This is a genomic window from Paracoccus sp. NSM (genome assembly GCF_052379855.1).
Lineage (GTDB): Bacteria > Pseudomonadota > Alphaproteobacteria > Rhodobacterales > Rhodobacteraceae > Paracoccus.
On sequence record NZ_JBQTCG010000001.1, the window covers coordinates 184,508 to 207,171 of the forward strand.

A 22,664-nucleotide genomic window follows, 5' to 3' on the forward strand; every position below is an offset into this window, starting at 1 on the left:
GCCTCCTTTCATATGGGGTTTCGGATGAAAGGGGCGCTTGACCTTCCCTCCGCCGGTTTTAGCCGGATCAGGTTCAACGGGTCCGCTGTCGCGTCTCAGCCATGAAGGCACCCCGAGGTGGTCCCGAATGTAGAGGTTTCGCGCCCGCGCGCAAGGCGCTAGAACGCAGGCCATGGTGAAGGACATGACCGATCAGCCGACGCCCATGATGGCGCAGTATCTTGCGATCCGCGAGGCGAATCCCGGTGCGCTTCTGTTCTACCGCATGGGCGATTTCTACGAGATGTTCTTTGACGACGCGGTCGCCGCCGCCGCCGCGCTGGACATCGCGCTGACCAAGCGCGGCACCCATCTGGGCGAGCCGATCCCCATGTGCGGCGTGCCGGTCCATGCCGCCGAAAGCTATCTGCTGACGCTGATCCGCAAGGGGTTCCGCGTCGCCATCGCCGAACAGATGGAGGACCCGGCCGAGGCCAAGAAGCGCGGGTCGAAATCGGTCGTCGCGCGCGACGTGGTGCGGCTGGTCACGCCCGGCACCCTGACCGAGGAATCGCTGCTGGAAGCGCGGCGGCACAATTACCTGGCGGCCTTCGTCGTAGTGCGCGACGAGGGCGCGCTGGCCTGGGTCGATATCTCGACCGGGGCGTTTTCGGTGATGGATTGCCCCCTGCCCCGCCTTGCGCCCGAACTGGCGCGGCTGGCCCCGCGCGAGGTGCTGGCCTGCGACACGGGCCTTGACGAACTGATCTCCGAGGCGGGCGCGGCGATGACCGACCTGCATGCCAGCGCCTTTGACAGCGGCGCCGGGGCGCGCAGGCTGTGCGCGCTTTACGGGGTCGAGACGCTGGACGGCTTCGGCAGCTTCACCCGGGCGGAACTGTCCGCGATGGGCGCCATCGTCGATTATCTTGAGCTGACGCAGAAGGGCAAGCTGCCGCTGCTGCGGCCTCCGGTCCGCGAAAGGGCGGGCGGCGCGATGCAGATCGACGCGGCGACCCGGCGCAATCTGGAACTGACGCAGGCCCTGTCGGGCGGGCGCGAGGGGTCCTTGCTGGCGGCCATCGACCGCACGGTGACGGCGCCGGGCGCGCGTCTGCTGGAACGCCGGATCAGCGCACCGTCGCGCGATCTGGCGCTGATCGCGGCGCGGCATGATGCGGTCGAGGCTCTGGCCGGGGATGCGCGGCTGCTCTCGGATCTGCGCAGCGCGCTGGCCCGCGTGCCCGACATGGACCGCGCGCTGTCGCGGCTGGCGCTGGAACGCGGCGGGCCGCGCGATCTGGCCGCGATCCGCGCCGGGCTGACGCAGGGCGCTGCCATCGCCGCGCGATTGCCTGCGGATGTGCCTGCGGTTCTGCGCGACGCGGCGGGCGATCTGGTGGGCCATGACGAACTGGTCGCGGTTCTGAACGATGCGCTGGTGGCCGAGCCGCCCCTGCTGGCGCGTGATGGCGGCTTCGTGGCCGAGGGTTACGACGACGATCTGGACCAGACCCGGCGCCTGCGCGACGAGGGGCGTGGCGTCATCGCCGGGATGCAGGCCGATTACGCGGCGCTGACGGGCGTTTCCAGCCTGAAGATCAAGCATAACAACGTCTTGGGCTATTTCATCGAAACGACGACCACCCATGCAGAACGCATGATGGCCGCGCCCTTGAACCAGACCTTCATCCACCGCCAGACCACCGCGAACCAGATCCGCTTCACCACGGTCGAACTCAGCGAGCTGGAGACCCGCATCCTGAACGCCCGCGACCGTGCGCTGGAGATCGAGCGCGGCATCTTCGACCGCCTGCGCGCCGCCGTGCTGGAGCGTGCCGCGCAGGTCGGGCAAGCCGCCCGCGCCTTGGCCGAGATTGATCTGGCGGGGGCCTTTGCGGATCTGGCTTCGGGCGAAGGCTGGGTCAGGCCCCGCGTCGACGACAGCCGCGCCTTTGTGATCACAGGCGGCCGCCATCCGGTCGTGGAGCGCGCGCTGAAGCGCAAGGCGGAAAGCTTCGTCGCCAATGATTGCGCGCTGACCAACGGCGCGACGCCCGCGATCTGGCTGCTGACCGGCCCGAACATGGCGGGCAAATCGACCTTTCTGCGGCAGAACGCGCTGATCGCGGTGCTGGCGCAGGCGGGGGCCTTTGTCCCTGCCCGCGAGGCGCATATCGGGCTGGTCAGCCAGCTGTTCAGCCGCGTCGGCGCCGCCGACGATCTGGCGCGGGGCCGGTCCACCTTCATGGTCGAGATGGTCGAGACCGCCGCGATCCTCAATCAGGCCGATGACCGCGCGCTGGTGATCCTGGACGAGATCGGGCGCGGCACCTCGACCTGGGACGGGCTGTCGATTGCCTGGGCGGTGATGGAGCATCTTCATGCCGCCAACCGCTGTCGCGCGTTGTTCGCCACGCATTACCATGAGATGACGGCGCTGTCGGCCAAGCTGGAGGGCGTCGAGAACGCCACCGTCGCCGTGCGCGAATGGCAGGGCGAGGTGATCTTTCTGCACGAGGTCCGCAAGGGCGCGGCGGATCGCAGCTACGGGGTGCAGGTGGCCAAGCTGGCGGGCCTGCCCGCTTCGGTCGTGGAACGCGCGCGGTCGGTGCTGGATGCGCTGGAATCGGGCGAACGGCAGGGCTCGACCCGGCCCGTCGCGCTGATCGACGATCTGCCGCTGTTCCGGGCCGCACCTCCGCCCGCGCCAAGGTCCCGCCCGCTGGACGACCGGCTGAAGGCGGTGCATCCCGACACCCTGTCCCCGCGCGAGGCGCTGGACCTGATCTATGAATTGAAAGCCCTGTCCGAGGAGACGCGCCCATGAGCTACAACACCTTTGGCCGCGAGTTCCGGTTCACCACCTGGGGCGAAAGCCACGGCCCCGCGCTTGGCGCGACGGTGGACGGCGTGCCGCCCGGCGTGCCGCTGACCGAAGAATACATCCAGCGCTTCATGGACCGCCGCCGCCCCGGGACGTCCAAGCACACCACGCAGCGACGCGAACCCGACCAGGTGCGCATCCTGTCGGGCGTCTTCGAGGGGGTCACCACCGGCACCGCGATCCAGCTGATGATCGAGAATACCGACCAGCGGTCCAAGGATTACGGCGACATTGCGACCAGCTTCCGGCCCGGTCATGCCGACATCACCTATCACCTGAAATACGGGGTGCGCGATTATCGCGGCGGAGGCCGGTCGTCGGCGCGCGAGACAGCGGCGCGGGTCGCGGCGGGTGCTGTGGCGCAGGCGGTGCTGGCGCGGCTTGTGCCCGATCTGAAGATCACCGGCTACATGGTGCAGATGGGGGCGATGCATCTGGACCGCTCGCGGCTGGACCTGGGCGCGGTGAACGACAATCCGTTCTTCCTGCCCGATGCGGGCGCGGTTCAGGCCTGGTCCGATTACCTCGACGGCATCCGCAAGGATCAGAACAGCGTCGGCGCGGCGATCGAGGTCCGCGTTCAGGGCTGCCCGCCCGGCCTGGGCGCGCCGGTCTATGCGAAACTCGACACCGATCTGGCCGCCGCGATGATGTCGATCAACGCGGTCAAGGCGGTCGAGATCGGCGAGGGCATGGCCTCGGCTGCGCTGACCGGGGTGGACAACGCCGACGAGATCCGCATGGGGCCGGACGGGCCTGAGTACCTGTCGAACCATGCGGGCGGGATTTTGGGCGGGATTTCAACGGGTCAGGACATTGTGGTTCGCTTTGCGATCAAGCCGACCAGTTCGATCACCACGCCGCGCCGCTCGATCAATTCGCGCGGAGAGGAGATTGACGTCATCACCAAGGGCCGCCACGACCCCTGCGTCGGCATCCGCGCCGTGCCGGTGGCCGAGGCGATGGCGGCCTGCGTGGTGCTGGACCATCTGCTGATGGACCGGGCGCAGACCGGGGGCCTGCGCGGTCAGATCGGCTGATCTGCCAGGAACGCGTCAACCTCGGCGCGGGTGGGAATGGCGTCCCCCGCCCCTGCCCGCGTGACCTTCAGCGCCGCCGCACCCGAGGCCAGACGCAGCGCCTGCGCCACCTCCAGCCCCTGATCCAGCCCGGCGGCGAAATATCCCGCAAAGGTGTCGCCCGCGCCGGTCGTGTCCACCGGATCGACGCGGAAAGCGGCCTGATGATGCACCGCGCCCGTCCGCAGGTCGCGATAGTCGGCACCCTTCGCGCCCTTGGTGATCAGCATGGCCTCGACGCCCGGCCCCTCGGGCATGGCGGCGGCAAGCTGCGCGGCCTCGCCCTCGTTCATCGCAAGGATAGAGACATGGGGCAGCACCGCGCGAACGGCCGCCAGATCGAAGGGCGCGGCTGAATAGATCACGCGCGCGCCGCGGGCCCTGGCGGCGCTGGCGGCTTCGGGCTGGGCGCTGGTCTCGTTCTGCAGCAGCAGCAGGTCGCCGGGGGCGATCCCGGCCAGATCAGCGTCCAGACGCGCCGCGTCGATGGCGCGATTGGCGCCGGGATGGATGACGATGGCGTTCTCGGCCTCGGCATCCAGCAGGATGATGGCATGGCCCGTCGCCTGATCGGAAAGCCGCTGGATCGCAGCCGTGCGGATGCCCGCCGCGTCCAGACGCGCCAGAACCCAATCATCGCCCGCCCCCATCGCACCCAGATGATGCGTGACCGAACCGGCCCGCGCCGCCGCGACCGACTGGTTCGCGCCCTTGCCGCCAAGGCCCAGCCCGTAGCCGCGCGCCGCCAGCGTCTCGCCGGGCTGCGGCAGATGCGGCAGGCGATAGACATGGTCGATATTGATCGAGCCCAGATTCCAGATCGCCATGATCCCCTCCTATGACCGGCGGCAATGTGCAGCCTTCGGCCTCGGCTTGTCCAGAAACGAAAAACGCGCCCCGAAAGGGGCGCGTCCTTGGCCGTTGCGCTGAGATCAGTGCTTCAGCTTGTTCTTGTGCGGCGCCCAGAGACGCTTGTTGGTCAGATACAGCAGCACCGTCAGCAGGATCAGGAACAGCACCGACACAAGGCCGACCTGCTTGCGATCCATCATCTTGGGCTCGGCGGTCCACATCAGGAAGGCCGCGACGTCCAGCGACATCTGCTCGACCGTGGCGGGGGTGCCGTCCTCGTAGGTCACGCGGTCATCCGACAGCGGGGGCGCCATGCTGATCCAGCCGCCCGGGAATGCGGTGTTTCCGTAATACAGCGTGCCGGCCTCTTCCTTCTCTTGGCCGGTATAGCCCGACAAAAGCGAGTAGATGTATTCAGGGCCGCCGATGCCGCGCACCAGCTGGTTGATCCCGGTGCCATAGGGGCCGTGGAAGCCCGCGCGCGCCTTGGCCATCACCGACAGGTCAGGGCCCATGCCCGCGCCCTCGATGGTCGGGAAGTGGTCGGTGGGGACACGCGGACGCTCTTCGCCCAGGTCCGGGTCGAAGATCGGCAGCAGTTCGGCGGCATAGGCGCGGACCTGGTTTTCGGGCAGGCCGGGGCCGTTCTGGTCCGACAGGGTGCGGATCGGAACGAATTGCATGCCGTGGCAGGCGGCGCAGACCTCGGTATAGACCTGAAGGCCGCGCTGCAGCTGGAACTGGTCGAAGCTGCCGAACGGGCCTTCGAAGCTGAAGGCGACGTCCTCGGTGTGACCATAGTAGGTGCCGCCGCCATAGGCGTCGACACCATGGTCGTCGGCACCGGGGTCAACGGCTTCCTCGACACCCTCTTCGAGACGGGCGTGATCCTCGACGGCGGGAACCGCCTCGGTGGTCTCGACCGGCACGACGGATTCACCGCCGGCGGTCAGGCCGACAGGGTCCGGCGAACCGGCATCGGCCTGCGCTTCCTCGGGCTGCGCTTCTTCAGCCGGGGCTTCGGCGACAGGTGCCTCTTCGGTCGCCTCGGGCGTGGCGACGAAGCCGGTGCCCTCGGCCCCCGCTTCGGGGGCGTCGGCGGGCGCCGTCATCGGGACCGTCGTGCTGTCCTGCGCCCAGGCCATCCCGCCGGCAGAGATCGTCAGCGCCAGAGCCGCCGTGAGCGTCTTGGTTCTCAGGGTCATTGCTTGGCTCTCCTTACTCGGCCGGTGTCGCCTTGGCGCCGTAATGCGCATTGAAGTCTTCCTCGATCGTGGCCGGGACGGGATCGGGTTTCTCGATCACACCAAGCAGCGGCAGGATCACGAGGAAATAGGCGAACCAGTAGGCCGAACCGACCAGCGCGATGTAGGGATAGATCCCCTCGGCCGGCATGGCGCCAACCCACATCAGCAGCATGAAGTCCGCGGCCAGCAGCCAGAACCACCACTTGAACATCGGGCGATAGCGGCCCGAACGGACGCGCGACGTGTCCAGCCAGGGCGCAAGCGCCATGACCAGAATCGCGCCGAACATCGCCAGCACGCCGAAGAACTTGGCGTCCACGATGCCGAAGGTCACGAACTGGACCAGCTGCACCAGCCAGACATCGCCGTCGAAGGCGCGCAGGATGGCGTAGAAGGGCAGGAAGTACCATTCCGGCACGATATGGGCGGGTGTCACCATCGGGTTGGCCGGGATGTAGTTGTCGGCATGGCCCAGATAGTTCGGCATGAAGCCGACGATGGCGAAGAACACGACCATGATCAGCGCCAGCGCGAAGAGGTCCTTGATCACGAAATACGGCCAGAAGGGCAGGGTGTCTTTTTCGGCCTCTTCCTTGCTGGAACGGCGCACCTCGACCCCGGTGGGGTTGTTGTTGCCGGTCGTGTGGAAGGCCCAGATATGCACGATCACCAGGCCCAGGATCACGAAGGGCAGCAGATAGTGCAGCGAGAAGAAGCGGTTGAGCGTCGCGTTATCGACCGCCGGTCCGCCCAGAAGCCAGGTCTGGATCGTCTCGCCCACGCCAGGGATGGCGCCGAAGAGGCCGGTGATCACGGTCGCGCCCCAGAAGGACATCTGACCCCAGGGCAGAACGTAGCCCATGAACGCGGTGGCCATCATCAGCAGGTAGATCAGCATGCCGATGATCCAGGTCACCTCACGCGGGGCCTTGTAGCTGCCGTAATAGAGGCCGCGGAAGATGTGCAGATAGACCGCCACGAAGAACAGCGAGGCACCGTTCGCGTGCATGTATCGCAGCATGTAGCCGCCGTTCACGTTGCGCATGATATGCTCGACGCTGGCAAAGGCCAGATCGACATGCGGCGTGTAGTGCATCACCAGCACGATGCCGGTAACAATCTGAAGGACAAGGCAGAAAACAAGGACAATGCCCCAGATCCACATCCAGTTCAGGTTCTTGGGCGTGGGGATCATGAGGGTGTCGTAAAGCAGCCCGGCCACCGGAAGGCGGCGGTGCAGCCAGCGTTCGAACCCCGACTTGGGTTCGTAATGATCGTGCGGAATTCCGGCCATCGGTCCCCCCTCAGCCCAGCTGGATGGTGGTGTCGTTCAGGAACGACGCCACGGGAATATGCATGTTTTGCGGTGCGGGGCCGCGACGGATGCGGCCGGCCGTGTCGTAGTGGCTGCCGTGGCAGGGGCAGAACCAGCCGCCGAAGTCGCCCGCACCGTCACCGATCGGCACGCAGCCCAGATGGGTGCAGACGCCGATCTGGACCAGCCATTCGCCTTCGGCGTCCAGCGTGCGGTTCTCGTCGGTCGCGGGCTCGTTGTCGCCAAGGTTCGGGTTCTGCGCGTTCTGGTCCATCAGCTCGTTCAGCTGAACCGCGCGGCCCGCCTCGATCTCGGCGGGGGTGCGGCGACGGATGAACACGGGCTTGCCCAGAAACAGCACGGTGATCTGCGAACCCGGAGCGACGCCGCTGACATCGACCTGGATCGAGGCCAGAGCCTGCACGTCGGCCGACGGGTTCATCTGATTCACAAGCGTCCAGGCGGCGGCACCGGCGGCCACCGTGCCTGCGCCCGCCGTGGCAAAGTAGAGGAAATCCCTCCGGGTGCCTACGTGGTCATCTGCGTGGGACACGGGTCATACTCCAATTCGGGCCTCAAATCTTGGCCGATACGACATTCCGGGCCGCGTCCGAACGCAGCCTTCGCGGAGGCGGTTCTAGCGTTCAATTCCGTGTCAGTCCAGATGATAAGCCCGTGGGCGGCGCCGCAAATCGCCGCATCCACTGGGTCGCGGGCCACCGTTTGCGCCCAAACTGCGACCTGCTGTCGCAGAGACCTTGTCGGAACGGTCCGGCTGACGGGGTCAGGGCGACTCAGAGCAGGCCTTCCGAACGGAAACTCAGCTCGCGCGACTTGCCGATGATCAGGTGGTCGTGGACGGTGATTCCCATACTGTCGGCGGCCTGCGCGATGCGGGCGGTCATGGCGATATCGGCGTCCGATGGCGTGGGATCGCCCGAAGGATGGTTATGCACCAGGATCAGCGCCGAGGCGTTCAGTTCCAGCGCGCGGCGGATCACCTCTCGCGGATAGACCGGGACGTGATCGACCGTGCCGCGGGCCTGCGCCTCGTCCGCGATCAGGATATTCTTGCGGTCGAGGAACAGGACGCGAAATTCCTCGATCTCGCCATGCGCCATGGCGGTGTGGCAGTAATCCAGCAGCGCCTGCCAACCCGACAGGACCGGGCGGTGCATCACCCGTGCCCGCGCCATGCGCTGCGCGGCGGCCTCGACGATCTTCAGCTCGGTGACGACGGCAGGGCCGACGCCATCGACCTGCTGCAACCGCGCCGGAGGGGCGGTGACGACGCGGTTGAAATCGCCAAACAGCTCGATCAGGCGGCGGGCGAGGGGCTTCACATCCTGTCGCGGAATGGCCCGGAACAGGACCAGTTCCAGCATCTCGTAATCCGGCAGGGCCGCGGCCCCGCCCGACATGAAGCGTTCGCGAAGCCGCGCCCGGTGATCGGCCAGATAAGAGGGCGAGCCCCCGCGTCCGGGCGGCGCCTGCCCGACATCGTCAGGCGCAGGCGCGAACAGGGGCAGGGGCATTTCACCAAAGGCGCGATTCTGATCCATGCCGCCATCCTGCGCGCATGGCGGTTAAGAAAGGGCTAACGCGTCATGCCTTCCCAGAAATGCTTCACCTTGTCGAAAAACCCCTCGGATTGGGGGCTGTTGTCACCGGAACTGGCGGCCTCGAACTCGCGCAGCAATTCCTTCTGGCGCGCCGACAGGTTCACCGGTGTCTCGACCGTCAGCTCGATCAGCATGTCGCCGAAATCGCCACCCGCGCCGGGGCCGTGCCGCAGGGGCGGCATGCCCTTGCCGCGCAGGCGCATCTGGCGGCCCGACTGGCTGCCCGCAGGCACCTTGACCCGCGCCCGTCCCCCATCGATCGTCGGCACCTCGACCTCGCCGCCAAGGGCCGCGGTCGCCATGCTGACCGGCACCTGACAGGCCAGCATCTTGCCTTCGCGCAGGAAGATCGCGTGTTCGGCCACCTCGATGAAGATATAGAGATCACCCGGATGCCCGCCGCGCAGACCGGCCTCGCCCTCGCCCGCCAGGCGGATGCGGGTCCCGGTCTCGACACCAGCCGGGATGTTCACCGACAGCGCGCGCTCGCGTTCGACACGGCCCGCACCATGGCAGGCCTTGCAGGGATTCTTGACGATCTGGCCCGCGCCGCCACAGGTGGGACAGGTGCGCTCGACCGTGAAGAAACCCTGCTGCGCCCGGACCTTGCCCATGCCCGCACAGGTCGGGCAGGCGGCAGGCTGCGAGGCGCCCTCGGCGCCGGTGCCGTGACACTCCTCGCAGGCGACCGAGCCGGGGACGTTGATCGTCTTCTGTGTGCCCAGATAGGCCTCTTCCAGCGAGACGCGCAGATTGTAGCGCAGATCCTGCCCGCGTTGAGCGCGCGACCGTCCGCCGCCCCCGCCCCCGCGACGGCCCATCATGTCGCCGAAAAGATCCTCGAACACATCGGCAAAAGCCGCGCCGAAATCGCCCGGATGGCCGCCCCGCGCGCCGCCGAAACCGCCGCCGCCCCCCTCGAAGGCGGCATGGCCGAAGCGGTCATAGGCGGCCTTCTTCTGGTCGTCTTTCAGGCAATCATAGGCCTCGTTCGCTTCCTTGAAGCGGGCCTCGGCGGTGGCGTCGTCCGGGTTGCGGTCGGGATGCAGTTCCTTGGCCTTGTTGCGATAGGCCTTCTTGATCTCGTCCGCCGAGGCGCCGCGGCTGACCCCGAGCACCTCGTAATAGCAACGCTTGCTCATCTGTCGTCCTGTTCAGCAATCCGCAACGAACAGGCCGGCCCGCTGATGCGCGGGCCGGCCCTTGTCGGGTTCGCGGCCCGGATCAGCCGCGCTTCTTGTCTTCGCCCAGATCCTCGAAATCGGCATCCACGATGTCGTCATCCACGCTGCGCGGGTTGTCGCCATCACCGTCCGAGCCACCCTCGGCGCCGGCCTGCGCCTTGTAGATCGCCTCGCCAAGACGCATCGAGGCGTCCATCACGTTCTGGATGCCCGAGCGGATCTTGCCCGCATCCTCGGACTTGACCGATTCCTCAAGCGCGCCGAGGGCCAGTTCGATCGCCTCGACGGTCGAGCTGTCGACCTTGTCGCCATGCTCTTCCAGCGACTTCTTGGTCGAATGGATGAGGCTTTCGGCCTGGTTCTTGGCCTCGACGAGATCACGCCGGCCCTTGTCGGCCTCGGCATTCTCCTCGGCGTCCTTGACCATGCGCTGGATGTCCTCGTCGGTCAGACCGCCGGACGCCTGGATGGTGATCTTCTGCTCTTTGCCGGTGCCCTTGTCCTTGGCGCTGACCGATACGATGCCGTTCGCGTCAATGTCGAACGTCACCTCGATCTGGGGCATACCGCGCGGCGCGGGCGGGATGTTCTCCAGATTGAACTGGCCCAGCATCTTGTTGTCCGCGGCCATCTCGCGTTCGCCCTGGAAGACGCGGATCGTCACCGCGTTCTGGTTGTCCTCGGCGGTCGAGAAGATCTGCGACTTCTTGGTCGGGATCGTCGTGTTGCGGTCGATCAGACGGGTGAAGACGCCGCCAAGCGTCTCGATCCCCAGGGACAGAGGCGTCACGTCCAGCAGCACGACGTCCTTGACGTCGCCTTGCAGCACGCCCGCCTGGATGGCCGCGCCAAGCGCCACGACCTCGTCGGGGTTCACACCCTTGTGGGGTTCCTTGCCGAAGAACTCGGTCACTTCGGCCACGACCTTGGGCATGCGGGTCATGCCGCCGACCAGAACGACCTCGTCAATGTCGGTCTTCGAGCAACCGGCATCTTTCAGAGCCTCTTGCACGGGCTTCATCGTGCGCTTGATCAGGTCGGCCACAAGGCTTTCCAGCTTGGCGCGGGTCAGCTTGACGACAAGGTGCAGCGGCGTGCCGCTGTTCTTGTCCATGCTGATGAAGGGCTGGTTGATCTCGGTCTGGTTGGACGAGGACAGCTCGATCTTGGCCTTCTCGGCGGCTTCCTTCAGGCGCTGAAGCGCCATCTTGTCGCCGGTCAGATCGACGCCATGCTCTTTCTTGAACTCGTCGGCCAGGTAGCTGACGATCCGCATGTCGAAATCCTCGCCGCCGAGGAAAGTGTCGCCGTTCGTGGACTTCACCTCGAACAGGCCGTCGTCGATTTCCAGGATGGTGATGTCGAAGGTGCCGCCGCCAAGGTCATAGACCGCGATGGTCTTGCTGTCCTTCTTGTCGAGGCCATAAGCCAGCGCGGCCGCGGTCGGCTCGTTGATGATGCGCAAGACTTCGAGGCCCGCGATCTTGCCCGCATCCTTTGTCGCCTGACGCTGCGCGTCGTTGAAATAGGCCGGAACGGTGATGACGGCCTGGGTGACGGTCTCGCCCAGATAGCTTTCGGCGGTTTCCTTCATCTTCTGCAGGATCATCGCGCTGACCTGCGCGGGCGAGAACTTCTCGCCCTTGACCTCGACCCAGGCATCGCCGTTGCCGCCATCCACGATCGCATAGGGGACCAGCTTGCGGTCCTTTTCCACGGCTTCATCGCCCATGCGGCGGCCGATCAGGCGCTTGACGGCGAAAACGGTGTTCGTGGGGTTGGTGACGGCCTGCCGCTTGGCGGGCTGGCCGACCAGACGCTCGCCATCCGTGAAGCCCACGATCGAGGGCGTGGTGCGGGCGCCTTCGCTGTTTTCGATGACCTTGGGCTGGCTGCCATCCATGATCGCAACGCAGCTGTTGGTGGTGCCGAGGTCGATGCCGATGACTTTGGACATAGTTTCTTAACCTTTCTTGCGGCGATATTCAGGCTTCGGGTCCGTTGCGGCCCCCGAGGCCCGATCCCTTGAGTTGGTCCCGGTCCTGCCGGAACGGCTTCGCGGCTGTATATAGGGATGGATTTCAGGCCCGCAAGCAGCCGCGGGCCTTCCTTGCTACTGCATCGCGCCCCAACTGGCGGATTCGTACTTGCGCGTGGTGAAGTTGATCAGCAGTCCGACCATCAGCGCCCCGATCGAGAACCACAGCGGATAGAGCAGCATCGTGCGATGCGGCGAGTAGTTGATGAAGATAAAGCCCCGCTGCTGGTCGATCAGGTGAAACAGCGGGTTCCAGACGAACCACGGCAGGATGAAACCGGGAATCGTATTGGCCACGAACATCTTGCCCGAGGCGAACATGTTCACCCGCTGATAGAAGATCGTCAGCATCGTCGCCGCTGCAGGTGCCCAGGGCTTGATGCCCAGAAAGATGATCCCCACCGAGATGCCCGAGAACCAGGCCAGCAGGAACAGTGCCGCCGCCCCGACAGGGTCGTAGAAGGAGACCGGAGCGAAGGCCAGGTGATAGGTTCCCAGCACCGTCAGGCAGACGATCGTCTGGCGGTAGAGCACCGACAGGGCGGCTGCCGAAATCAGGATGGCGGCGTTCAGCGGCTCGTGCTTGACGAGCGCAGACGAGATCGAATGGCTGTTGGCGACCTGCCCGACCGTCTGGACATGGGTCATGAACATGAAGATGCCGGACATGATGTACAGCATGAAGTCGCCGCGGATCGGCGACGTGCGGATGCCGATCAGCAGGAACAGTGTCATCAGCACGATAATCATGATCAGGCTCTGCATCATCGTCAGCAACAGCCCCACCAGCGCGTTGCGATGCTGGGTTCGCAGCTTGTATACCGTCTGGTGATAGATCAGCGCCGTGGTGGCGAATGTCGCCTCCAGCATGTTTCGGTTGTGGCGCTGCTTGAACATGCGTGGTCCCTTCGATGCCCGGCCGCCGCGCAATGGCGGATCGCAGGCGCGGCTGCCGCGCCTCGTGCTTGCCGTGGGGCTTGTGGGCCATCATAAGGGTGCACAAGCGGCCATACAATCCGTGCGGAGCCCGCGCCATGCCTGCCGGACCCGCGCCACGAAAGGAAACTGGATGCAATTTGATCGTCTGACCTCGGAAATGCGCCGTTTGGCCCTGCTGGCCGGCGACCGGATCATGGAAATCTACAACTCGGACGATTTCGAGACCCGCTCCAAGTCGGATGATTCGCCCGTGACCGCTGCCGACGAGGCGGCCGATGCGCTGATCTCGGAAGGCCTGCGCGCCGTCTTTCCCGACGTGCCTCTGGTGACCGAGGAACAGGCAGACACGCACGGCCAGACGCTGAGCAGCTTCCTGATCGTGGACCCCTTGGACGGCACCAAGGAATTCGTGCAGCGCCGCGGCGATTTCACCGTCAACATCGCCTATGTCGAGAACGGCGTTCCGGTGCGCGGCGTGGTCTATGCCCCGGCCAAGGGGCGGCTGTTCTACACGACCGCCGACGGCCGCTCGGTCGAAGAGACCGGCCCCTTCGGCACCGAACCCGGCGAGACCCGGCCCATCGGCGTCAACGCCACGCCCGACAATCGCGCCCTGATGGTCGTGGCCTCGAAATCGCATCGCGACGCGGCGACGGACGAATACATCGCGCGCTACGGCGTGCGCGACATGACCAGCGCGGGCAGCTCGCTCAAGTTCTGCCTTGTGGCGACGGGCGAGGCGGATCTCTACCCCCGGCTCGGCCGCACGATGGAATGGGACACGGCGGCCGGCGACGCGGTGCTGCGCGGCGCGGGCGGCGAGGTCGTGCGCTTCGACGACCACAGCGCGCTGACCTATGGCAAGCCCGGTTTCGAGAACCCGTTCTTCATCGCCTACGCGCCGGGCGTGCTTCTGGCGCGCGACTGACATGTCGGTCGTCATCGTCATTCCCGCCCGCCATGCCTCCAGCCGCTATCCGGGCAAGCCCCTCGTGGAACTGCGCGGCGTGGGCGGCGAGGCCCGCAGCCTGATCCGGCGCAGCCATGACGCGGCGCTGGCGGTGCGGGGCGTCGATCGCGTGGTGGTCGCAACCGATGACGACCGCATCCGCGACCATGCCGAAGGCTTCGGCGCCGAGGTCGTGATGACCGGCACCGATTGCCGCAACGGCACCGAACGCTGCGCCGAGGCCATCGACCGGCTGGGCATCGCGCCCGAGATCGTCGTCAACCTTCAGGGCGATGCGCCGCTGACCCCGGCCTGGTTTGTCGAGGATCTGGTCGCGGGCCTGCGCGCCGCCCCCGATGCCGAGGTCGCCACCCCGGTCCTGCGCTGCACTGGCCGGATGCGGGCGGACCTGATCGCCGACCGTCACGCAGGCCGCGTGGGCGGCACGACGGCGGTCTTCGGGCAGGGGGGCAGGGCGCTCTATTTCTCGAAAGAGGTGGTTCCCTTTGCGGCCGACAGCTTCGCCGACGATCAGCCGAGCCCGGTCTTTCACCATGTCGGCGTCTATGCCTACCGCCCTGCCGCGCTGGCCGCCTATCGCGGCTGGCCCGAAGGCGCGCTGGAACGGCTGGAGGGTCTGGAGCAGCTGCGCTTCCTCGAACAGGGTCGACACGTCCTTTGTGTCGAGGTCGAGGCGCGCGGACGACAATTCTGGGAACTTAACAACCCCTCGGATGTTGCACGGATCGAACAGATGATGGCCGAAATGGGTCAGCGCTGAGCAAAACGACGTCGCTGCGCCGCGGCATAAGACATTCCTGTGAATTGTCCGCATTATTTTAAGGAATCTCTTGGCGGTCCTTTGCCGAGCGAATAAACTCTGGTTGTATCTGGTTGCTGTCGGAATAATGCTGTTGCAGCATTTCCCGTTTGTCGGAATGAAAGAGGTATCTCTCCATGGGCCGCAAGGTTACGAAAGCCATCTTCCCCGTAGCCGGACTCGGCACGCGATTCCTGCCTGCTACGAAAAGCATCCCGAAAGAGATCCTGTCGCTGGTGGACAAACCCCTGATCCAATACGCGATCGACGAGGCGCGCGCCGCGGGCATCAAGGAATTCATCTTCGTGACCTCGCGCGGCAAAGGCGCGCTCGAGGATTATTTCGACCACGCCCACGAGCTGGAATCGAACCTCAAGAAAGCGGGCAAGGACAAGCTGCTGGACGTGCTGCGCGGCACCAACATGGATTCGGGTGCCATCGCCTATATTCGCCAGCACAAGGCGCTTGGCCTGGGCCATGCCGTCTGGTGTGCGCGACGGCTTCTGTCGGATGACGAGCCCTTTGCCGTCGTCCTGACCGATGACGTGATCCAGGGTGAGCCGCCCTGCCTGCAGCAGATGATCGAGGCCTATGGCGAGACCGGCGGCAGCATGGTCGCCACGATGGAGGTCGCGTCGGACAAGGTGTCGTCCTACGGCGTCCTCGACGTGGCCGAGGATATGGGCGCCATCGTCCGCGCCCGCGGCATGGTCGAGAAGCCCAAGGCCGAGGATGCGCCCTCGAACCTTGCCGTGATCGGCCGCTACATCCTTGCGCCGACGATCATGAAGAACCTCAACAAACTGAAGCAGGGCGCCGGTGGCGAGATCCAGCTGACCGACGCCATCGCCGACGAGATCGAGGCCGGACGCAATGTCTATGGCCTGCGCTTCCGCGGCCAGCGCTTCGATTGCGGCTCGAAGGCGGGTTTCCTGCAGGCGACCGTGGCCTTTGGCCTGGAGCGCGAAGACCTCAAGGACGAATTCGCCGAATACCTGTATCAGGTCATGGCGATGCGCCGCGCGGCCGAATAAGCCATGAGCAACCATGTTCTCGTGACCGGCGGTGCCGGTTATATCGGCTCGCATGCGTGCAAGGCCTTGGCGGCGGCGGGCTATGTGCCCGTCACGCTGGACAATTTCTCGACCGGCTGGCGCGATGCCGTCCGCTTCGGTCCGGTGGTCGAGGCCGATCTGATGGACCGCGCCGCGCTGGATGCCGCCTTTGCCGAATGGAAGCCGGTCGCCGTCCTGCATTTCGCGGCGCTCAGCCAGGTGGGCGAGGCAATGGCCCACCCCGCGAAATACTGGCGCAACAATGTTTCGGGTTCGCTGAACCTGATCGAGGCCGCGGTTGCGGCGGGCTGCATGGATTTCGTCTTTTCCTCGACCTGCGCGACCTATGGCGACCGCGACGGCGAGGTGCTGGACGAGGATACGCCCCAGGCGCCGCTGAACGCCTATGGCGCCAGCAAGCGCGCGATCGAGGACATGCTGGTCGATTTCGAGGCCGCGCATGGCCTGCGCCATGTGATCTTTCGCTACTTCAACGTGGCGGGTGCCGATCCCGATGGCGAGGTGGGCGAATTCCACCGCCCCGAGACGCATCTGATCCCGCTGATCCTTGACGCGGTGGACGGCAAGCGCGCCGCGCTGACCATCCACGGCACCGATTACCCCACGCCCGACGGCACCTGCATCCGCGATTATGTCCATGTGATGGACCTGGTCGATGCCCATGTGAAGGGTCTGGAATGGCTGCGCGCGGGCAAGGGCAGCCGGGTCTTCTGCCTGGGCACCGGCGACGGCTTTTCGGTCCGCGAGGTTGTCGAGGCCACGCGCCATGTCACCAACCGCGAGGTTCCGATGGTCGATGGCCCCCGCCGGGGCGGCGACGCGGTCAAGCTGGTCTGCGGCAGCCAGCGCGCGAAATCGGAACTGGGCTGGAGCCCCGACCGCTCGACCATGCGGCAGATGATCACCGACGCCTGGCGCTGGCACCAGACGGGCGATTACAAGGCGTGACCGGCGCCGCCGGGGCGCTGTGGTGGGCCATGCGGCTGCGCTGGAAGCGGCGCAAGCTGCTTTGGCGCGCATGGCGTGCCGGGCGCGATCTGCTGCCCGTCGCCGACCGCAAGGCGGCGATCCGGCCGGACGCAATCCTGGCCTTTGCCACGATCCGAAACGAGATCGCCCGCCTGCCGGAATTCCTCAACCATTACCGTGCGCTTGGCGTCGATCACTTTCTGATCGTGGATAATGGCAGCGATGACGGCTCGGTCGAATACCTTGCTGCGCAGCCTGACGTGTCGCTGTGGCATTGCGGCGGCGGCTACCGTGCGTCGCGCTTCGGCATGGATTGGCTGATGGCGCTGCTGTGGCAGCACGGCCACGGGCATTGGTGCGTCACCGTCGATGCCGACGAATTGCTGATCTATCCCGGCCATGAACGCCACGATCTGCGCGCCCTCACCCGCCATCTGGACGCAGAGCGGATCGAGGGCATGGGCGCGCTGATGCTGGATCTCTATCCGACCGGCCCGCTTGGCACGACCGATGCGCCCGACGACGCGCCGCTGACCGCGCGGCTGCCCTGGTTCGATGCCGGGCCGCATCGCAGCAGGCGCATCCTGCCGCGCCGCAATCTGTGGGTGCAGGGCGGGGTGCGCGACCGGGTCTTTTTCGCCGACCGGCCGGAACGCGCGCCGACGCTGAACAAGCTGCCTCTGATCCGCTGGCAGCGGGGCATGGCCTATTTCAACTCGACCCATTCGATGCTGCCGCCGCGGCTGAACCTGCTCTGGGACGGGCCGGGAGATCCGCGCCTGTCGGGCGTGCTGCTGCACAGCAAGTTCCTGCCAGAGATCGTCGAGAAATCCGCCGAGGAACTGCACCGCGCCCAGCATTTCGTCGATCCCGCGCCCTATCGCGCCTATCACGGCAGCCTGACCGAACGGCCGGTCCTGCACGGGCCGGAATCGGTGCGGTTCCGCGACTGGCGGCAACTGGTCTATCTGCGGCTGATGGGTCGCGGCAACTGGACCGGCGCGACCGATCAAGATGTCGGCGATTAGGGCTTGCCAAGAATGCCGGTGCCGAACATTGCTAGAGGCATGAGTTTCAACCATTCCGCCGCTGTCCAGCGCAGGACCTGATGTTTCGTTCGCGGGCCGTATCCCTTGCCGATCGTCTGAAACGGCGATCAGAGCGACAATATCTTGTCGCCCGGGCGTTCCGTCGTCGGCGCGCGCTCAAGCCGGTGGTGAACAGGACCGGCCGCATCCGCAAGGGCGACATCCTGGCCTTCGTCACGCTGCGCAACGAAAAGGCGCGGCTGCCCTATTTCCTGGATTACTACCGCAAGCTGGGCGTCAACCATTTCCTGTTCGTCAACAATGACAGCGATGACGGCAGCGGCGCCTATCTGAGCGAACAGCCCGACGTGTCGGTCTGGTGGACCAAGGCCAGCTACAAGAAGTCCCGCTTTGGCATGGACTGGATCAACTGGCTGCTGATGCGCTACGGCAACGAACATTGGTGCCTGACGGTCGATCCCGACGAATTCTTCGTCTATCCCCATTGCGACAACCGTCCGCTTGCCGCGCTGACAAGCTGGCTGGACAGTTCCGGGCGTCGGTCCTTTCCGGCGATGCTTCTGGACATGTATCCAAAGGGCCAGATCGACCAGCAACCCTATCTCGAGGGCGCGAACCCTTTTACCGTTGCGCGCTGGTTCGACCCGGCGAACTACACGATCAGCAAGAACGCCTTTTACGGCAACCTGTGGATTCAGGGCGGCCCCCGCACCCGCGCCTTTTTCACCGAGGATCCGCTGGACGGCCCCGCGCTGAACAAGATCCCGCTGGTGAAATGGTATTGGCGCTATGCCTATGTCAGTTCGACCCACATGCTGCTGCCGCGCAGCCTGAACATGGTCTATGACGAGGATGGCGGCGAGCAGGCATCGGGCTGCCTTCTGCATGCCAAGTTCCTGTCGCTCTTCGCCGACAAGTCCGCCGAGGAACTGGATCGCGGCCAGCACTACGCGAACAGCCGCGAATACAAGGCCTATCATGCGGGCCTCAGCGGGCGCGGCACCGATCTGTGGTGCAGCGAGTCGCGCGAATATACCGGCTGGCGCCAGCTCGAGGATCTGGGCCTGATCTCGCGGGGGAACTGGGCATGATCGCGCCCGCCAACGCCCCGGTCCGGCTTGGCGTCGTGATGCTGTGCCATTCCGACCTGGACATGGCCGCCCGCATGGCGCGCATCTGGGTCGAGGGCGGGGCCCGGATCGCGATCCATGTCGATGCCAAGGCCAGCCAAAAGGCGATGCGCGGGATGCGCGCGGCCCTGGCCGACCTGCCGCAGGTGATCTTTACGCGCCGCCACCCCTGCGATTGGGGCCGCTTCAGCCTGGTGCGCGCCACGCAAGAAGCCGCCGAGGCGCTGCTGGCCGCGCATCCCGACCTGACCCATGTCTATCTGGCCTCGGGGTCGTGCCTGCCCCTGCGCCCGATCGCCGATCTGGTCGCCTATCTGGCCCAGGACCCCCATCGAGACCACATCGAGTCCGTGAATGCGCTGGATGTCGGCTGGACCGTCGGCGGGCTGAACGAGGAACGCTTTACCCTGTTCTATCCGCTGGACTGGCGGCGGCGCCGCTGGCTGTTCGACCGGCTGGTGAACCTGCAACGGCGGCTGGGCGTCCGGCGGCGCATCCCCAAGGGGATCACGCCGCATCTGGGCTCGCAATGGTGGTGCATGACGACAACCACGCTGCGCGCCATCCTCGAGGACCCGCGCAGACCGGAATTCGACCGCTATTTCCGGCTGACCTGGATACCCGACGAAAGCTATTTCCAGACGCTGGCGCGCCGCCACGCGGTCCGCATCGAAAGCCAGTCGCTGACGCTGGCCAAGTTCGACCACGAGGGCAAACCCTACCAGCTTTACGACGACCACATGCTGCTGCTCGAGGAATCGCGCTGCTTCGTCGCGCGCAAGGTCTGGAAGGGCTCGACCGCGCTGATGACGCGCTTTCCCCTGGCGGTCGAGCCGCAGGCCGACCCCGCCCCGCCCCAACCCCAGCATTTCGAGCGGCTGATCAACCGCACCGTCCGGCGCAGGTTGCTGGGACGGCCCGGCCTCTACATGCAGAGCCGCTTTCCGCGCAAGGATTGCGAGAACGGCAAGACCTCGGCGCCCTACGCGATCTTTCAGGGTTTCGGCGACATCTTCCCCGAATTCGAGACCTGGCTGGCCGCCCATATCGAGGCGGATGTCCACGGCCATCTGCTTGGCCCCGAGATGGTCGAATTCGCGGGCCGCCCCGAAATCGGACCCGGCGCGATCTCGTCCATCCCGCAGATCCGCGACCGCGATCCGCAGGGTTTCCTGACCGCGCTGATCCGGGTGACGAACCGGATGCAGGTCTTTCAGTTCAGCCCGCGCGACAACCAGAAACTCAACTGGTTCATGGCGACCGATCCCAATGCGCAGTTCCATGTGATCACAGGGGCGTGGATGCTGCCGCTTCTGGACTGCGACATGCCCTTTGACGACATCCGCCGCATCAGCGCCCAGCTTCAGCGGGCCGAGCTGAAGCAGCTCGAGGTGCTGAACTCGGTCTGGGTCAAGGCGCGGGTGCAGATCCACGAGCTGAACGATTTCATGGCCCGGCCGCAGGCGATCCTGGCCGCGGCGGTGCAGCAGCTTCAGGTGCCCGCCCAGCCTGCCGCCGACATGCCCCGGATGCGCAATACCGCCGGCCTGCCCGCGCTGCTGCGCCAGCTTCGCAATTCCGGCCTGCGTCCCCGCCTGACGGGCGAAGGGCTGGAGCTTCCTGAACAAAGCCTGACCGAAAGGACGGCCGCAGAATGACCGAAGCCTTCCGATCCTTCGTGATCTTCGCCGAGATGCGCACCGGCTCGAACCTGCTCGAGGCGACGCTGAACGCCATCAAGGGCGTCACCTGCTTTGGCGAGGCGTTCAACCCCTACATGATGGGCTGGCCCGACAAGGACGAATTGCAGGGCATCACCCGCGAACAGCGCGAGGCGGACCCGATGGTCCTCTATCGCAAGCTGATGGAGCGGCCGGGCCACCTGCCCGGCTTCCGCTATTTCCACGACCACGACCCGCGCGTCTTCGACCGCATCATCGAGGACCGGACCTGCGCCAAGGTCGTGCTGACCCGCAACCCGCTGGACAGCTACGTCTCGACCCGGCTGGCCTGGGAAACCAACCAGTGGAAGCTGAACGAGACCGAGACCCCGATCCCCGCCGCCATCACCTATGACGGCACCGAATTCCGCGAGATGCTGACCGCGATCGAGCGGTTTCAGCGCCGCGTCCTGCACCGCCTGCAGGTTTCCGGGCAATCGGCCTTCTGGCTGGGATACGAGGATCTGCGCGACGCCGAGGTGATGACCGGCCTTGTCCACTGGATGGGCCGCACCGATGTGGCGCGGGTCGAACCGGCGCGCGATCAGGTGCCGCAGAACCCGCGCGAACTGGCCGACAAGGTCCGAAATTTCGACGAGATGCAGGACGACCTGCAGCAGATGGACCCGTTCATGCTGCGCCGGGTGCCGAATTTCGAGCCACGCCGGGGGCCTTCGGTTCCGGGTTTCGTGGCGGTGGAATCGGGGCGCGGGCTTATGCACATGCCGATCAAGGGCGGCCCTCAGGGCGTGGCCGATTGGCTGGGTCGTCTGGACGACCTGCAATCGGGCTTTACCCAGACGACCCTGCGCCAATGGAAGCGCAAGCATCCCGGCCATCGCAGCTTCACCGTCCTGCGCCACCCGCTGTTTCGCGCATGGTCGGCCTTTGACAACCTGCTGACCGAGGCCCCGGCCGAGATCCGGCAGGCGATGCGTGATGTCCAGCGCGTGGCCCTGCCCGCAGATGCCGATCTGCCGGGCCTGTCGCAGCAGAAGCGGCTGGAATTGTTCGAGGCGTTCCTGGACTTCCTGCGCCGCAACCTGAACGCCCAGACGACGCTGCCGACCAGCCCCTATTGGGCCAGCCAGTCCGAGGTCGTTGCCGGTTTCGCGCGCTTCGTCTCGCCCGACATGATCCTGCGCGAGGATCGGCTGACCGAGGACCTGCCCGCGCTGATCGACGCGGCCGGCATCCGCAATCCCAGGCTGCAGCACTTCAAGCCCGAGCCGATGCCCGATTTCCTGCGCCAGAAGCCGCTGCTTCAGGCCGCGAAACAGGCCTATCTGCGCGACTACATCGCCTTTGGTTTCGAGGATTAACCCTCGGTGCCGGTCCAGCCCTGTTCCACCACCGCCTCCATCGCGACATAGCTTGACGTAGCGGTGACATGGGGCAGGGCGGATATCTGTTCGGCCATGATGCGGCGGTAATCGGCCATGTCGCGCGACCGCACCTTGAGCAGATAATCGAAACCGCCCGCGATCATGTAACATTCCTCGACCGCCTCGATGGCGCGGACGGCGGTATTGAAGGCCTCCAGCGCCTTTTGGCGGGTGTCGGACAGGCGCAGTTCCACATAGGTCACATGGGTCAGCCCCAGCTTCAGCGGCGACAGCATCGCCCGGTAGCCGGTGATCAGCCCGGCCTCCTCCAACGCGCGGATGCGGCCCGCGACGGGGGTCTTGGACAGGCCGACCTTGCGGGCCAGTTCGGTGATCGGGATTCGCGCATTGGCCACCAGTTCCGACAGAATGCGGCGGTTGATCGGGTCCAGAAGCTCGTTCATCGCGAAATTCCTCGTGGGA

19 protein-coding genes and 1 riboswitch are annotated in these 22,664 nt (G+C 65.9%); of the genes, 10 read left to right on the forward strand and 9 right to left on the reverse strand.

Translation table 11 applies throughout. From position 1 onward, the window contains the following. Nucleotides 1-27 precede the first annotated feature (27 nt). Nucleotides 28-125: riboswitch (TPP riboswitch) on the reverse strand. 59 nt (nt 126-184) lie between these two features. Next, on the forward strand, nt 185-2,809 hold the full coding sequence (gene mutS, locus ACTZWU_RS00890) for a DNA mismatch repair protein MutS (protein ID WP_444735467.1): 2,625 nt from the start codon (nt 185-187) through the stop codon (nt 2,807-2,809). Next, nucleotides 2,806-3,906 (forward strand): chorismate synthase, encoded by a 1,101-nt coding sequence (aroC, locus tag ACTZWU_RS00895; protein WP_444735468.1) that lies wholly within the window; start codon nt 2,806-2,808, stop codon nt 3,904-3,906. Before mutS ends, aroC begins: the two co-directional genes overlap by 4 nt. On the opposite strand, the gene ACTZWU_RS00900 is transcribed toward aroC, so the two are convergent. The 8 genes from ACTZWU_RS00900 to ACTZWU_RS00935 all read right to left on the reverse strand — a co-directional run bounded on the left by ACTZWU_RS00900 (nt 3,894) and on the right by ACTZWU_RS00935 (nt 13,100). Further along, a complete protein-coding gene (locus ACTZWU_RS00900; protein WP_444735469.1) occupies nt 3,894-4,772 on the reverse strand; it encodes a ribokinase in 879 nt (292 codons plus the stop codon). The genes aroC and ACTZWU_RS00900 overlap by 13 nt on opposite strands. Before the next feature lie 105 nt (nt 4,773-4,877). Next, nucleotides 4,878-5,726 carry a cytochrome c1 gene (locus ACTZWU_RS00905; RefSeq protein WP_444735875.1) on the reverse strand — a complete coding sequence of 283 codons (849 nt, stop codon included), beginning with the start codon at nt 5,724-5,726 and terminating at the stop codon, nt 4,878-4,880. 289 nt (nt 5,727-6,015) lie between these two features. After that, nucleotides 6,016-7,338: a cytochrome b gene (petB, locus tag ACTZWU_RS00910; protein ID WP_444735470.1), complete on the reverse strand. Its 1,323-nt coding sequence runs from the start codon at nt 7,336-7,338 to the stop codon at nt 6,016-6,018. Between the two features lie 10 nt (nt 7,339-7,348). Further along, nucleotides 7,349-7,912, reverse strand: coding sequence for a ubiquinol-cytochrome c reductase iron-sulfur subunit (gene petA, locus ACTZWU_RS00915; RefSeq protein WP_444735471.1), 564 nt, complete (start codon nt 7,910-7,912; stop codon nt 7,349-7,351). A gap of 241 nt (nt 7,913-8,153) precedes the next feature. Beyond that, nucleotides 8,154-8,921 carry a RadC family protein gene (radC, locus tag ACTZWU_RS00920; protein WP_444735472.1) on the reverse strand — a complete coding sequence of 256 codons (768 nt, stop codon included), beginning with the start codon at nt 8,919-8,921 and terminating at the stop codon, nt 8,154-8,156. A gap of 35 nt (nt 8,922-8,956) precedes the next feature. After that, the gene (dnaJ, locus tag ACTZWU_RS00925; protein WP_444735473.1) at nt 8,957-10,123 is read right to left on the reverse strand and encodes a molecular chaperone DnaJ; all 1,167 of its coding nucleotides are present in this window, start codon (nt 10,121-10,123) and stop codon (nt 8,957-8,959) included. Nucleotides 10,124-10,205: 82 nt separating this feature from the next. After that, nucleotides 10,206-12,122 carry a molecular chaperone DnaK gene (gene dnaK, locus ACTZWU_RS00930; RefSeq protein ID WP_444735474.1) on the reverse strand — a complete coding sequence of 639 codons (1,917 nt, stop codon included), beginning with the start codon at nt 12,120-12,122 and terminating at the stop codon, nt 10,206-10,208. A gap of 156 nt (nt 12,123-12,278) precedes the next feature. After that, nucleotides 12,279-13,100, reverse strand: coding sequence for an ABC transporter permease (locus ACTZWU_RS00935; RefSeq protein WP_444735475.1), 822 nt, complete (start codon nt 13,098-13,100; stop codon nt 12,279-12,281). A 172-nt stretch (nt 13,101-13,272) separates the two neighbouring features. Between ACTZWU_RS00935 and cysQ the strand changes: the two genes are divergently transcribed. The 8 genes from cysQ (at nt 13,273) to ACTZWU_RS00975 (ending at nt 22,178) form a co-directional block, all read left to right on the forward strand. Next, nucleotides 13,273-14,070, forward strand: a complete 798-nt coding sequence (gene cysQ / locus ACTZWU_RS00940) for a 3'(2'),5'-bisphosphate nucleotidase CysQ (protein ID WP_444735476.1) — start codon at nt 13,273-13,275, stop codon at nt 14,068-14,070. A gap of 1 nt (nt 14,071) precedes the next feature. Further along, the gene (locus ACTZWU_RS00945) at nt 14,072-14,872 is read left to right on the forward strand and encodes a 3-deoxy-manno-octulosonate cytidylyltransferase (RefSeq protein ID WP_444735477.1); all 801 of its coding nucleotides are present in this window, start codon (nt 14,072-14,074) and stop codon (nt 14,870-14,872) included. Nucleotides 14,873-15,048: 176 nt separating this feature from the next. Next, nucleotides 15,049-15,945 carry a UTP--glucose-1-phosphate uridylyltransferase GalU gene (gene galU / locus ACTZWU_RS00950; protein ID WP_444735478.1) on the forward strand — a complete coding sequence of 299 codons (897 nt, stop codon included), beginning with the start codon at nt 15,049-15,051 and terminating at the stop codon, nt 15,943-15,945. 3 nt (nt 15,946-15,948) lie between these two features. Continuing rightward, entirely contained in the window at nt 15,949-16,935 is a 987-nt protein-coding gene (gene galE / locus ACTZWU_RS00955) for a UDP-glucose 4-epimerase GalE (RefSeq protein WP_444735479.1), read from the forward strand. Then, complete coding sequence (locus ACTZWU_RS00960; protein ID WP_444735480.1) at nt 16,932-17,984, forward strand: glycosyltransferase family 2 protein; 1,053 nt, start codon at nt 16,932-16,934, stop codon at nt 17,982-17,984. The genes galE and ACTZWU_RS00960 overlap by 4 nt, the downstream gene beginning before the upstream one ends. An 80-nt stretch (nt 17,985-18,064) precedes the next feature. Next, a complete protein-coding gene (locus tag ACTZWU_RS00965; protein ID WP_444735481.1) occupies nt 18,065-19,096 on the forward strand; it encodes a glycosyltransferase family 2 protein in 1,032 nt (343 codons plus the stop codon). Beyond that, nucleotides 19,093-20,793: a DUF5927 domain-containing protein gene (locus ACTZWU_RS00970; protein WP_444735482.1), complete on the forward strand. Its 1,701-nt coding sequence runs from the start codon at nt 19,093-19,095 to the stop codon at nt 20,791-20,793. Before ACTZWU_RS00965 ends, ACTZWU_RS00970 begins: the two co-directional genes overlap by 4 nt. Next, a complete protein-coding gene (locus ACTZWU_RS00975) occupies nt 20,790-22,178 on the forward strand; it encodes a sulfotransferase family 2 domain-containing protein (RefSeq protein WP_444735483.1) in 1,389 nt (462 codons plus the stop codon). Before ACTZWU_RS00970 ends, ACTZWU_RS00975 begins: the two co-directional genes overlap by 4 nt. On the opposite strand, the gene ACTZWU_RS00980 is transcribed toward ACTZWU_RS00975, so the two are convergent. Continuing rightward, on the reverse strand, nt 22,175-22,645 hold the full coding sequence (locus ACTZWU_RS00980; protein WP_444735484.1) for an Lrp/AsnC family transcriptional regulator: 471 nt from the start codon (nt 22,643-22,645) through the stop codon (nt 22,175-22,177). The two genes, ACTZWU_RS00975 and ACTZWU_RS00980, sit on opposite strands and share 4 nt — an antisense overlap. Nucleotides 22,646-22,664 lie beyond the last annotated feature (19 nt).